The sequence below is a fragment of the Nocardia sp. IFM 10818 genome, from assembly GCF_054655275.1.
The window spans coordinates 2,111,905-2,124,297 of the sequence record NZ_BAAHJH010000001.1; the positions used below are offsets into that span (position 1 = coordinate 2,111,905).

Here is a 12,393-nt window from a genome sequence, read left to right on the forward strand (position 1 = left end):
CCGCCCTCCCGCAACCAGGGAGGGCGGGCATTCGCCGTAAACCAGTTGGCCGCCCCGCCAGCTGCTGCCTAGGCTCGAGGCTTCGATAAGCAAAGGAGCCGATCATGTACCGCAACGACGAGACATCCTTTTGAACGGACCAGCAAGCGCCGCCGGGGGTTCCCTCTAGCGAGACCAAGGTCAAACGCGGCGACCGCACCATCGGCCACGACAAGGAGCTGGTCGAGAAGCTCGGCGGCAACGACCCCTGCCCCTGCGGCTCCGGCCGCCGGTTTCAAACGCTGTTGCCGCCCGAAGGGCACCTACGACGGGGTACCGGGCGATTACTACGTCCGGGACTAGCGTCAGCCCAGCAAGCGCCGGGCTGGGGCCGCCGGTGACGGGCTGGGGCTGACGGTGACGGGCCGGGGCCGCCGGTGACGCGCTGGGGCTGACGGTGACGCGCTGGGGCCGCCGGTGACGCGCTGGGGCTGACGGTGACGGGCCGGGGCCGACGGTGACGGGCCGGGGCCGACGGTGACGGGCCGGGGCCGACGGCGGCGGGCCTGTGCGCCGGGCGCCGGCCGCGCGCACTCGTCCGGGGGTTCGGGGGCGGAGCCCCCGGGAATTCTCCTGGGGGTTCGGGGGCGAAGCCCCTGAGAGCACCCGAGAGTTGGGCTCCTCACCCCAGTTTGGAGGGGGGTGGGCATGTCCTGTAGTCTTGGACAGTCGCTGCCCCCGGTGACAGCAGTCTGCGCTGAGGTCGTAAGTGCTGTTAGAGAGTGGGCCCCGGTTCGTATTTAGAGCCATCGGCCTGAGGCGGCGGTGAATACCAGACCAGTCATGCGGCGGTTTCCGGCAGCAGCCGGGGTTCAGCCGCGTGAGAACAGTGCCGAGCACTAAGTACGAAGAAAGAAGGGCAGCCGACCGATGGCAACGTACGCAATCGTCAAGACCGGCGGAAAGCAGTACAAGGTCGCGGTCGGTGACCTGGTGAAGGTCGAGAAGCTCGAGGGTGAGCCGGGCACGTCCGTGTCGCTGTCGCCGGTGCTGGTTGTCAACGGCGCCGAGCTGACCACCGATGCGGCCGCGCTGGCCAAGATCACGGTGTCCGCCGAGGTGGTCGATCAGACCAAGGGCCCGAAGATCCGCATCCACAAGTTCAAGAACAAGACCGGCTACCACAAGCGTCAGGGCCACCGTCAGAAGCTGACGGTCCTGAAGGTCACCGGCATCAAGTAGTCCGACCAGGGGTTCGCACCCCGGCACGAGGAGTTTGAAATGGCACATAAGAAGGGTGCATCCAGCTCGCGCAACGGTCGCGACTCGAATGCCCAGCGGCTCGGCGTGAAGCGCTTCGGCGGCCAGACCGTCAAGGCCGGCGAGATCCTGGTTCGCCAGCGTGGTACGCACTTCCACCCCGGCGTGAACGTCGGCCGTGGCGGCGACGACACGCTGTTCGCCCTCGAGGCGGGCTCGGTCCAGTTCGGCACCAAGCGTGGCCGCAAGACCGTGAACATCGTGGTTCCGGAGCCGGTGTCGGCCTGACGCCGTCACGGAGCTTCTCCACAAACTTTCCGAAGCGGGTCAGGGTGCAGAAACACCCTGGCCCGTTTCTGTGTTCGCACGATGTGCGAAAAGGACGGCGGGGGCTAAGCCCCCGGACCCCCTTAGCGAAAAGATGCCGAGGGCCAAGCCCCCGGACCCCCCTTAGCGAAAAGATGCCGAGGGCCAAGCCCCCGGACCCCCCTTAGCGAAAAGACGGCGGGGGCTAAGCCCCCGGACCCCCTTGGAAAGGGGGCGGGCCCTCGAACCCCAGGTGAGGCTGGCTGCCGAACCCCCGTGGCGGGGTGGCCCCCGGTCCCCAAAACAGACGACTAGTCCTGAAGGAGGATGATCACCGATATGTCCAAATTCATCGACCGTGTCGTACTGCACGTGCGTGCGGGCAAAGGCGGGCACGGGTGTGCTTCGGTGCGCCGCGAGAAGTTCATGCCGTTGGGTGGGCCCGATGGCGGCAATGGCGGCAATGGCGGGGATGTGATCCTCGAGGTCGACCCGAATGTGCACACCCTGTTGGACTTCCACTTCCATCCGCATGCCAAGGGTGGGAACGGCAAGCCGGGTGAGGGCTCCAATCGCAATGGCAAGCAGGGTGAGGGGCTGTTGCTGAAGGTGCCGGACGGCACCGTGGTCATGAGCACCGACGGTGAGGTGCTGGCGGATCTGATCGGGGTGGGGACCCAGTACATCGCGGCGCGGGGCGGGCGCGGCGGTCTGGGGAATGCGGCGCTGGTGTCGAAGGCGCGCAAGGCGCCGGGGTTCGCGCTGCTCGGCGAGGACGGCGAGGAACGCGATCTCGTCCTGGAGCTGAAGTCGGTGGCGGATGTGGGCCTGGTGGGCTTCCCGTCGGCCGGTAAGTCCTCCCTGGTGTCGGTGCTGTCGGCCGCCAAGCCGAAGATCGCCGACTACCCGTTCACCACGCTGGTGCCGAATCTCGGTGTGGTGCAGTCGGGCGACACCACCTTCACCGTGGCCGACGTGCCGGGCCTGATTCCGGGCGCGAGCGAGGGCCGCGGCCTGGGCCTGGACTTCCTGCGGCATCTGGAGCGCTGCGCGGTGCTCGCCCATGTGGTGGACTGCGCCACCCTGGAGTCGGACCGCGACCCGATCTCGGACGTGGACGCGCTCGAGGCCGAACTGGCCGCCTATCAGCCCGCGCTGAAGGGCGATGCGAGCCTCGGCGATCTGGCCGACCGGCCGCGCGTGGTCATTCTCAACAAGGTAGACGTCCCCGATGCCGATGAGCTCGCCGATATGGTGACCCCGGAGTTCACCAAGCGCGGCTGGCCGGTGTTCAAGATCTCGGCGGTGAGCCGGGAAGGCTTGCGCCCATTGACCTTCGCCCTCGCCGATATGGTCCGCGAGTACCGCGAGGCGCATCCGAAGGCCGAGCCGGCGCGTCCGGTGATCCGACCGATCGCCAAGGGCGACAGCGGATTCAAGGTGATCAAGGATCCGGAGGTGCCCGGCGGCTTCATTGTCACCGGTGAGCGCCCGGAGCGCTGGGTGGCGCAGACCCAGTTCGACAATGACGAGGCCGTGGGTTACCTGGCCGACCGCCTGGCCCGTCTCGGCGTCGAGGACGAACTGGTCAAGCAGGGCGCGCAGCCCGGCGCGCCGGTCACCATCGGCGACTACTACTTCGACTGGGAGCCCGCGATCTCCGCCGGCGGCGAGACGCTGATGACCCGCCGCGGCGTGGATCCGCGCCTGGATCAGACCGAGCGCATCGGCGCGGCCGAGCGCAAGCACGCCTCGCGGGTGCGGCGCGGCCTGGTGGACGAGGACGAATAGAACTACCGCGGTGGTCCCGCGGGCGAATTGAGGTGTGGTGCAGGTGAGTTCGAGTATCACGCGGGTGGAGTCCGGGCTGAGCGAGGCCCGGCGGGCCATTGCCACGGCGCGCAGTGTGGTCGTCAAGATCGGGTCGTCGGCGCTGACGAGCCTCGAGGGCGGCCTCGATACCGATCGGCTGGACAAGCTGGCCGATGCGGTGGAGGCGCGTATGCGCGCGGGCTCCGATGTGGTGGTGGTGTCCTCGGGCGCCATTGGCGCGGGCATCGCGCCGCTCGGATTGTCCAAGCGCCCCAAGGATCTCGCCACCAAGCAGGCGGCCGCCAGCGTCGGCCAGCTCGCTCTCGCGCATGCCTGGGGGACCTCGTTCTCGCGCTACGGCCGCGTGGTCGGGCAGGTGCTGCTGTCCGCCGGTGACTTCGGCCGCCGCGAGCATCACCGCAACGCACAGCGCACCCTGGACCGGCTGCGGTCGCTGCACGCCATTGCCGTGGTGAACGAGAACGACACCGTCGCAACGGAAGAGATCCGGTTCGGTGACAATGACCGGCTGGCCGCGCTGGTGGCGCACCTGGTCGGCGCGGACGCGCTGGTGCTGCTCTCGGATGTGGACGGCCTCTACGACGGTGATCCGCGCAAGGGTTCGGCCACCTTCATTCCGGAGGTGCGCAGCAGCGCCGATCTGGACGGCGTGATCGCCGGCACCGGCGGAGCGCTGGGCACCGGTGGTATGGCCTCCAAGCTGGGCGCGGCCCGGCTGGCCGCCGATGCCGGCGTGCCGGTGCTGCTGGCCGCCGCCTCCGATGCCGCCGCCGCGCTCTCGGGCGCGAGCGTGGGCACCGCCTTCGCCGCGCGCCCGGTTCGCTTGTCCGCCCGCAAGTTCTGGGTCCGGCATGCCGCCGACAGTCATGGCGCGGTGCACATCGACGCGGGTGCGGTGCACGCGGTGGCCGAGCAGCGGCGTTCGCTGCTGGCGGCGGGCATCACCGAGGTGAACGGCCGCTTCTACGGCGGCGATGTCATCGATCTGATCTCTCCGGACAATCGGATCGTGGCGCGCGGCGTCACCGCCTATGACAGCGATGAGCTGGAATCGATGAAGGGCCGCTCGACCGGTGAGCTGCCGGACAGCATGAAGCGTCCGGTCGTGCACGCCGACGATCTGGTCAAGATCTAGCCCGCAACCGGCGGGGGCAACCCCCAAATATGCTGCGTACCAGTCGGATCGCTGCGTTTCGAGCAATCCGGTCGGTTTCGTATGACCGAGTTTTCCGGTCCTCCTCAGCGTGTCGCCCGGCGCGGCGAGCCGAGGGGCGACGGAAGGCCATGGAAAGGGCAGTGGGCGGACGGCGTTCACAGCGCATTCTGGAATTGCACCCGGCGCCCGCATCGAGATGTGCCCTTCGCCGATAGCGGATGCCTGGATCCGGCGCGGTCCGCCCTTGCCGCGCCGGGCTCGCGGTCCGGCTTCCGCCACGCGGAGCGCCGGGTGCGCCCGCACCGCCGTGGAGGTAGGTATGTACATACCCGAACCGGACAATTCACAGTGGCGGGTGAGTGGTCGTGACAATGTCTTCGAAAATCGCCCCCTGCTGCCGGATTGGCATGAATTGCTGGCCGCGTTCTGCGGTCATATCGGTGATCAGGCCGAGGACCATCCGGTGACCCGCTGGGCCCGGGCCCTGGCCGAATTGCATTTGGCGCGCCGGGATCAGCCCGGTGATGCGGGCGGCATCGATGAACTACGGTCCCGGATCGTCACTTTCATCGACGAATGGGTGGCGAGCCGGGCGCTGCGGAGGGGTGCAGCGCGGGCCGAGTCCCTCGGGGCGATGATCGACGGGATGGCCGCCGCGCACGTGCGGGCGGTGCACCTGCTGCGCACGGCCGAGCAGGTGTCCGATGAACAGGTGCATGCGGCATGGTTTCTCTTGGCGCAGTTGGCCGATGGCTGGACCGATCGGGCGGCCGGGGTCGTCGAGGCGCGGATGCGGCGTTCTGCGTGAGCAGTGGGCGCACCGGGTGAGTAGTGGAGGCACCGGGTGAGTAGTGGACGCGCCGTGTGATCAGGTATCGGGTGGTCGCGCGGTGTCGAGCGGTGATCGGCGCAGGGGGCCGGTCACCGCGCGGGGCGCGCCACCAGAATGCTGTCGGGTGTGACGGTGCCGACGCTGCGCTGCAAGTGGAAGCCGCTGCGCTCCAGTAGTTTCCGGTATTCGCTCAGCGTGCGTTCCCGCCCGGTGGCCTGCACCAGCATCTCCAGATCGATGAACTTGCTGGCATGCGGCCGCCCGTGCTCGGGCAGCACCACCTCGATGACCAGTGCCACGGCATCGGGTTCCATTGCCGTGCGCAGGGTCCGCAGAATCCGCTCCGCCTCGGTATCGGACCAGTCGTGCAGGATGTGTTTGAGAATGTAGGCGTCCCCGCCCTTGGGCACGGCTTCGAAGAACGATCCGGCTTCCACCGAAATCTGGTCCGCCAGACCGTATTCGGCAATCCGTGCGGGCAGGCCGTCCGCCACCCGCGGCAGATCGAAGATGATGCCGCGCCCGGCCGGGTTGCGCCGCAGGATCTCGACGAGCAGGCTGCCCTGCCCGCCGCCGAGATCGACGAGCGTGCCGTACTGCCCGAAATCGTAGGCGGCCAGCAGCGGCTCCACCGCCAGGCTGCTGACGCTGGTCATGCCCCGATCGAACAGTTCGCCGAGATCCGGGTGGGCGGCGGTGTATTCGAAGAACGACATACCCTCGAGCGTCTCGCCGACAGGTCGCCCGGTGCGCACGGCATCGACGAGGTGGGTCCAGTGGTTGCGATGGAATCCGGACCCGAAGAACCGGATCATGTCCCGCAGCGAGACCTCGCCATCGCTGCGCAGCGCCCGCGCGATGGGCGTGAGCGCGTAGGCCCCGTCGCGGCGCTGGGTGAAGATGTCGAAGCTGATGAGCAGCCGCATCAACCGCCGCAGGCCGTCCTCATCGGCGCCGACGAGACGCGCGAGTTCGGCGGGCCGCTGGGGACCGGCATCGAGGGCGTCCGCGATCCCGAGCTCCGCCGCCGCATAGATGGCCTGCGACAGGAACCCGGTCATCGCCAGTTCCAGCAGTGCGATGGGCCCCGGCACCAGCCGCCGGTGCAGCGCGGCCAGCCCGTCACGGAACAATCCGACGGCGCGCACGATCGGGAGCGGCGGAATTCTGGATGACGCGGATGCCATGGCGGACCCCAACAATCGTCGCCGATTTCGCGGACTCTCAGCAGACTACGCCCGTCCTGCCAGGCAGAACGGGCGATCATCCGCGCGTCGGAAGAATTCGCGGGGTGTTTCAGTGGCTGTGGGGCAGTGCGTGGCGGGGCAGCAGCCCGACCACGGCGCAGCACACCGCGGTGATTCCGGCGACCGTGGCCAGTGCCGCGGTGGTTCCGCCGGTGGTGTGGAAGTACACGGTGGTCACGGCCGCCGCGCCGAGGCTGTTGGCCAGCTGCTGAACCGCGGACAGTGAGCCACTGGCGCTACCGGATTCGCTGGGATCGATATCGCCGAGGGTGACCTGGTAGATGCTGCCGAAGCAGGCCCCGAGGCCGAGCCCGGTGAGCAGGACCGGGGTGGCCAGCAGCCACGGCGTGGGAGTGGTGACCGCGATGAGCGCGAGCAGGGTGAGGGTGCCGAGCAGCGTGAGCAGCAGGCCGATGGCGACCAGCCTGCGGCCCAGCCGTGCGAGGAGCTGATGCGCCGCGATCGAGGCGACGATGATGCCCACCGCGATCGGCGCGAGCCCGAGCGAGGTCTGCGCCGGGCTGCGGTGCAGCACATCCTGCAGGTACAACGACAGCACGAACAGCAGTCCGGACGTGGCGGCGAAGTACACCAGGCCGAGCAGCAGACCCGAGGTGAATCCGCGATTGCGCAGTAGTGAGGGCTCGATCAACGGGCTCGCGGCACTGCGCTGCCGCAGCCCGAACAGAGCGAAGAAGACGAGCCCGGCGGTGAGCGAGAGGATCGGCGCGACCGACCAGCCGTGCGCGGAGCCGTCGATCAAGCCGTAGAGCACACCGGACATGGCGGCGGCGAGCAGTCCGGACCCGAGACCGTCCACGCCGACGGTGCGATCACCGTGATCACGGGGGAGCAGTCGGGCGGCGAGCACGATGGCGAGCCCGCCGAGCACGATATTGATCAGGAACATGGACCGCCAGCCGAGCCCGAAAAGGTCTGCGTCGATGAGGAACCCGGCGAGCAGCGGCCCGCCGATGGCGGACAGCCCGAGGGCGGGTGCGAAAACGCCGAATGCCTTGGCGAGCTCATCGCGGGGAAAGACCGCCGCGAGAATGCCGAACCCCTGCGGAATGAGCAGCGCCCCGAAACCGCCTTGCAGCACCCGGAACACGATGACGGAAGCGGGATCGACGGCGAGCCCGCAGGCAATGGAAGCGAGAGTGAAGCCGCTGATGCCGATGAGGAACAGCCGGCGGCGACCGAACTTGTCGCCGAGCCGCCCGCCCACCACCAGCAGTACACCCATCGCGAGTGAATAGGAGGCGCCGAGCCATTGGACCAGCGCCGCTCCGCCGCCCAGGTCGGCGGCAATGGTGGGCGCGGCGATATTGGTGATGGTCGCGTCCAGCAGATCGAGGATGGATGCGAAGAGGATGACGGCGAGCACGGCCCAGCGGGCGCGCACCGCGGCGCGCGGCTCGACGGCCAAGGTGGAGGACATGAAATGCCTAGGGAGACAGGGCCTCGCGCGGTGCGAGGACGGAATCAGGAGGGGGAGAACACCGTTGCGTTCTCGCGGACCCACTGGGCGAAGGTGCGGGCGGGGGTGCCGAGCAGGGTTTCGGTGGTGTCCGCGACGGGGGCGGGCCGGATGGTGGCGGTTGCCCAGTAGTCGAGCAGCGAGCCGACGAAGGCGGGCGGCATGTGCTGGGCCATCTGCTCTTCGGCCGCGGCGCGGGTGATCTCGTCCATGGGGATGCCGCGGCCGAGGATGTCGGAGACGATGGCGAGCTGTTCGCGGAAGGTGAGCAGTTGCGGTCCGGTGAGGGTGACGGTGCGGCCGCGCAGGTCGCCGGAGGTGAGGGCGGCGACGGCGATATCGGCGATATCGGTGGGGTGGATGACGGCCATGGCGGCGTCCGGGTAGGCGTGCTGGATCGGCATGTCATCGGCGATGAAGTGGGCCCAGCCGAGGGTATTGGTGGCGAAGCTGTCGGGACGCAGCACGGTGACCGTGAGATCCGAAGCGGCCAGGGCCTTTTCGACTGCGAGGTTGTGCATGGCGAGCGGGTCGATCTCGGCGTCCGGGCCGAGGACGGACGAGGAGGACAGCAGCACGACGTGTTCGACGCCTGCCTGCTGTGCGGCGGTGATGAAGGCATCGATGCCCGCGGGTTCGGGGTAGAGGAAGACCTGGGTGGCGCCCTGCAACGCGGCGCCGAAGGTCTCGGGAGCGTCGAGCCGCAGTTCGGCGATATCCACGCCGGCCGGGACGGTGAGGGCGGCCGGATCGGCGCTGGCGGCGCGAACGGGCAGCCCGGCGGCGTGCAGATCGGCGAGGACGGCCTGGCCGATCTTGCCGCGGGCGCCGGTGACGAGGGTGGTCATGAGTTCTCCATTCGAGAGATAAGATCCGTGCTTGATGACATATGCATGCTGTCATGCACATAATTGGGTGTCAACACATATCTTCGAACAGGCATGGAGTTACCATGAGCACATGACTGCGAAGGACGCGCGAACCGCCGACGACCTGCTCGATGCGGTGGGCCCGGCGTTCGGCAAGCTGCGGCGCACCTCACTACTGGAGGTGGAGAACCCCATCTCGGCCAAGGATCTGAGCCGCACCCTGGTGCTCAACCTGGTGCTGGAGCACAGTCAGGACAACGAGGTCACCGTGGGCATGGTCGCCGAGTTGCTCGGCGTCGACCCCTCGGTGGCCAGCCGCATGGTCAGCGACAACATCAAGGCCGGCTACCTGGTGCGTGCCGCCTCGCAACAGGACGGCCGCCGCACGGTCCTGGAACTCAGCGACGCCGGGCGCGAACTCATGGCCCGCTTCCGCAAACATCAGCGCGATGCCTACGACTACATCACCGCGGACTGGTCCGAACACGACCGGCTGGAGCTGGCACGCCTACTGCTGCGCTATGTGGATTCCCTTGCGGGACTGAAGGAACGGGGATTGGCGAAGGACGCCTAGAACCGCATCCCCGGTCAGGACGGGGTGGCCAGGGCGAAGGGGAGGACCGCGTCCGCGCCCGCGGCGCGCAGGCTGCGGGCCGCCATGGTCAGCGTCCAGCCGGTGTCGGTGAGGGCGTCGACCAGCAGGATGGGGCCGTCCACCGCGGTGAGATTCGGTACCTCCCAGGCATTGTGGAGCGCCGCCACGCGGTGGGCGGAGTTGGCGGCCGAGATCGGGGGGATATCGGGACGCAGGTGCAGTACGCCCAGATCGCGCAGGCGGCCGATCTGCGCCAGGCGGGCCGCCAGGGAGGTGGTGAGTTGGCGGTGGCGGTGGTTGTCCAGCGCGATGACGGCGGTCGGACGCTGTGCCCAATCCCATTCGCGGAGAACGATGGTGCAGGCCTGGAAGACCTCGTCCGGGACGGGGCCGTCCGGGGCGTCGAGGAGTGCGCGCAGTCGCTGGCCCCAGCCGAGATCGCTGAGGCGGCCGAGTACGCGACCGGTTTCCGCGCCCTCGGATATCTTGCCGGACAGCGAGATTCCGAGTTTCGCCATGCCCGTCGGCCATTGCTTGCGCGGAGCGAGGTCGAGTCCGGGCCGATCCAGGCGGGCGCGGATGGCCGCCAGGTCGGCGGTATCGACGGAGACGTCCTGCCGCGCGCCGGTGCAGTTGTCGCAGCGGCCGCAGCCGGGGGCGTCCGCGCTCAGTCCCGGATCGTCGAGCTGGCGGCGCAGGAAGTTCATCCGGCATTCGCCGGTGGACTGGTAGTCGATCATGGCCTGCTGCTCGGACTCGCGCGCAATGCTCAGGCGCTCATAGCGTTCGGTGTCGTACCGCCACGGTTCGCCGGTGCCGATCCAGCCGCCGCGCACCCGCCGCACCGCACCGTCCACATCGAGGACCTTGAGCACCATCTCCAGCCGGGAGCGGTTCAGCTCGACCAGCGGTTCCAGCGCCGCGGTGGACATGGCGCGATCCGCATCGAGGGCATCGAGCACCGACCGCACCACATGCTCGCGCGGAAACGCCACGGATGCGAAGTAACTCCAGATCCGGCGATCCTCCGGCCCGGGCAGCAGAATCACCTCGGCGCGTTCGGTGCCGCGCCCGGCACGGCCGACCTGCTGGTAGTAGGAGATCGGTGAGGACGGTGCGCCGACGTGCACGACGAACCCGAGATCCGGCTTGTCGAAACCCATGCCGAGCGCGGAGGTGGCGATGAGCGCCTTGACCTCATTGTTCAACAGCGCCGCTTCCAGCGCTTCCCGCTCGGTGGGCTCGGTCTGCCCGGTGTACGCGGCGACGTGATGTCCGTGCGAATTCAGCACATCCGCCAGATCGTGCGCGGCCGCCACGGTCAGCGCGTACACGATGCCCGAGCCCGGCAACTCGTGCAGCCGCTTGCTCAACCACGCCGTCCGCTGCACCGCGTCCGGAATCTTGACCACCGACAAATGCAGTGATTCCCGATCGAGCGTGCCGCGCAGCACCAGCGTGTCCGTGCCGATCTGCGTCGCCACATCGGTCACCACCCGGTCATTGGCGGTGGCGGTGGTGGCCAGCACCGGCACGTCGGACCCGAGGTCGGCGATGAGGGTGCGAATCCGCCGATAGTCGGGCCGGAAGTCGTGCCCCCAATCGGAGACGCAGTGTGCCTCGTCGATCACCACGAGACCGGCGTCCGCGGCCAGCTTCGGCAGCACCGAATCCCGGAAGTCCGGATTGTTCAATCGCTCCGGACTGACGAGCAGCACGTCCACGTCCCCCGCCGCCACCCGCGCATGGATCTCGTCCCACTCGGTGACATTCCCGGAGTTGATGGTCGCCGCGACCACACCGGCCCGCTCGGCCGCCGCCACCTGGTTGCGCATGAGCGCCAGCAATGGCGACACGATGACCGTGGGCCCGCGCCCCGCCGCCCGCAGCAGCTTCGCCGAAATGAAGTACACCGCCGATTTACCCCACCCGGTGCGCTGCACCACCAGAGCGCGCCGCCGCTGCACCACCAATGCCTCGATGGCGGTCCACTGATCCTCCCGCAGCCGCGCCTGCGGTCCGGCGAGCTCGCGGAGCAGCCGTTCGGCATCCTGCCGCAGATCACCGGTGGTCGTGGTCGAGGTCGCGCCGATCGAGGTCACGCGCTCCATCGTGCCGCACCGCACCGACACCCGGAACCCTGCCCGCAACCTCGCACCCCGACTCGCGACTTCGCACTCCGGGTCGGGCTATCGGGCCGCGGCGAGGTGCGCATCCACCATGGTCCGTACCAGCGTCTCCAGCGGCGGCCAGGGAAAACTCGGCCGATCCTGGCGCAACATGATCAGCCCGTGCATGGCCGCCCACACACACGCCGCCGTGGCCCCGGGGTCCTTGCTCCCGCACGCGGCCACCGAATCGGCGAGCAGCTGAAACGTCGTCAACCCCGGCATTCGCTCGACACTGGGTTCCCACCCCGGCGTCCCCGCCGTCCCGAACAGCACCCGATAGTGCCCGGGATGCCCGAGCCCGTAATCGACATAGGCCCGGCACAGCGCCGAGAGCCGTTCGGCCGCGCCGCCTTCCGCCCCGTCGACCGCGGCCGTGAGCACCTCGTGCAATTCCGCGAACCGGACCGCGTACACCGCGGTGAGCAACTCGCGGCGATCCACGAAATGCAGGTACAGACTCTGCGGCGCGATCCCCGCTTCCCGTGCGACAGCACGCAATGACAGCGCTTCCACCCCGGCCAGCTCCTCGAGCAGCCGGCTGGCCGCCTCGACGAGTTCGGCTCGCAGCAGCCCTCCTTCGCCTCGGCGGTTGCGGCTACGGGGAGCGGATGAATCCTTCGGCACCTTGACAGCTTAACAAGACGAGCGTCTACTGACAGCTGTAA

Annotated in this window: 12 protein-coding genes; 7 read left to right on the top strand and 5 right to left on the bottom strand. The window is 68.7% G+C overall.

The features are described from left to right. Positions 1-218 precede the first annotated feature (218 nt). From ACYQ5L_RS09420 to ACYQ5L_RS09445, 6 genes are all read left to right on the top strand, one after another. On the top strand, positions 219-380 hold the full coding sequence (locus ACYQ5L_RS09420; RefSeq protein ID WP_459963373.1) for an SEC-C metal-binding domain-containing protein: 162 nt from the start codon (positions 219-221) through the stop codon (positions 378-380). A 529-nt stretch (positions 381-909) separates the two neighbouring features. Further along, a complete protein-coding gene (gene rplU / locus ACYQ5L_RS09425) occupies positions 910-1,221 on the top strand; it encodes a 50S ribosomal protein L21 (RefSeq protein ID WP_067544282.1) in 312 nt (103 codons plus the stop codon). Positions 1,222-1,260: 39 nt separating this feature from the next. Beyond that, entirely contained in the window at positions 1,261-1,527 is a 267-nt protein-coding gene (rpmA, locus tag ACYQ5L_RS09430; RefSeq protein ID WP_379198420.1) for a 50S ribosomal protein L27, read from the top strand. Positions 1,528-1,884: 357 nt separating this feature from the next. Next, on the top strand, positions 1,885-3,336 hold the full coding sequence (gene obgE, locus ACYQ5L_RS09435) for a GTPase ObgE (RefSeq protein WP_459956994.1): 1,452 nt from the start codon (positions 1,885-1,887) through the stop codon (positions 3,334-3,336). A 76-nt stretch (positions 3,337-3,412) separates the two neighbouring features. Then, on the top strand, positions 3,413-4,513 hold the full coding sequence (gene proB / locus ACYQ5L_RS09440) for a glutamate 5-kinase (protein WP_459963374.1): 1,101 nt from the start codon (positions 3,413-3,415) through the stop codon (positions 4,511-4,513). Positions 4,514-4,853: 340 nt separating this feature from the next. Next, the gene (locus ACYQ5L_RS09445) at positions 4,854-5,342 is read left to right on the top strand and encodes a DUF4254 domain-containing protein (protein WP_379198424.1); all 489 of its coding nucleotides are present in this window, start codon (positions 4,854-4,856) and stop codon (positions 5,340-5,342) included. A 113-nt stretch (positions 5,343-5,455) separates the two neighbouring features. Here ACYQ5L_RS09445 and ACYQ5L_RS09450 read toward each other — a convergent pair whose 3' ends face one another. The 3 genes from ACYQ5L_RS09450 to ACYQ5L_RS09460 form a co-directional block, all read right to left on the bottom strand. Further along, positions 5,456-6,553, bottom strand: coding sequence for a methyltransferase (locus tag ACYQ5L_RS09450; RefSeq protein WP_459956995.1), 1,098 nt, complete (start codon positions 6,551-6,553; stop codon positions 5,456-5,458). A gap of 109 nt (positions 6,554-6,662) precedes the next feature. Beyond that, entirely contained in the window at positions 6,663-8,054 is a 1,392-nt protein-coding gene (locus ACYQ5L_RS09455; protein ID WP_459956996.1) for an MFS transporter, read from the bottom strand. 44 nt (positions 8,055-8,098) lie between these two features. Next, complete coding sequence (locus ACYQ5L_RS09460; protein ID WP_459956997.1) at positions 8,099-8,941, bottom strand: NAD(P)H-binding protein; 843 nt, start codon at positions 8,939-8,941, stop codon at positions 8,099-8,101. 112 nt (positions 8,942-9,053) lie between these two features. On the opposite strand from ACYQ5L_RS09460, the gene ACYQ5L_RS09465 reads away from it, so the two are divergent. After that, the gene (locus tag ACYQ5L_RS09465; protein ID WP_459956998.1) at positions 9,054-9,536 is read left to right on the top strand and encodes a MarR family winged helix-turn-helix transcriptional regulator; all 483 of its coding nucleotides are present in this window, start codon (positions 9,054-9,056) and stop codon (positions 9,534-9,536) included. A gap of 14 nt (positions 9,537-9,550) precedes the next feature. On the opposite strand, the gene ACYQ5L_RS09470 is transcribed toward ACYQ5L_RS09465, so the two are convergent. Both ACYQ5L_RS09470 and ACYQ5L_RS09475 read right to left on the bottom strand, forming a co-directional pair. After that, positions 9,551-11,668: a RecQ family ATP-dependent DNA helicase gene (locus ACYQ5L_RS09470; RefSeq protein ID WP_459956999.1), complete on the bottom strand. Its 2,118-nt coding sequence runs from the start codon at positions 11,666-11,668 to the stop codon at positions 9,551-9,553. Positions 11,669-11,746: 78 nt separating this feature from the next. Beyond that, entirely contained in the window at positions 11,747-12,352 is a 606-nt protein-coding gene (locus ACYQ5L_RS09475) for a TetR/AcrR family transcriptional regulator (protein WP_459957000.1), read from the bottom strand. Positions 12,353-12,393: the final 41 nt, after the last annotated feature.

Coding starts and splice junctions, on each gene's coding strand:
- rplU (WP_067544282.1), top strand. CDS start 910: ATGGCAACGTACGCAATCGTCAAGACCGGCGGAAAGCAGTACAAGGTC.
- rpmA (WP_379198420.1), top strand. CDS start 1,261: ATGGCACATAAGAAGGGTGCATCCAGCTCGCGCAACGGTCGCGACTCG.
- obgE (WP_459956994.1), top strand. CDS start 1,885: ATGTCCAAATTCATCGACCGTGTCGTACTGCACGTGCGTGCGGGCAAA.
- ACYQ5L_RS09445 (WP_379198424.1), top strand. CDS start 4,854: ATGTACATACCCGAACCGGACAATTCACAGTGGCGGGTGAGTGGTCGT.
- ACYQ5L_RS09450 (WP_459956995.1), bottom strand. CDS start 6,553: ATGGCATCCGCGTCATCCAGAATTCCGCCGCTCCCGATCGTGCGCGCC.
- ACYQ5L_RS09455 (WP_459956996.1), bottom strand. CDS start 8,054: ATGTCCTCCACCTTGGCCGTCGAGCCGCGCGCCGCGGTGCGCGCCCGC.
- ACYQ5L_RS09460 (WP_459956997.1), bottom strand. CDS start 8,941: ATGACCACCCTCGTCACCGGCGCCCGCGGCAAGATCGGCCAGGCCGTC.
- ACYQ5L_RS09465 (WP_459956998.1), top strand. CDS start 9,054: ATGACTGCGAAGGACGCGCGAACCGCCGACGACCTGCTCGATGCGGTG.
- ACYQ5L_RS09470 (WP_459956999.1), bottom strand. CDS start 11,668: ATGGAGCGCGTGACCTCGATCGGCGCGACCTCGACCACGACCACCGGT.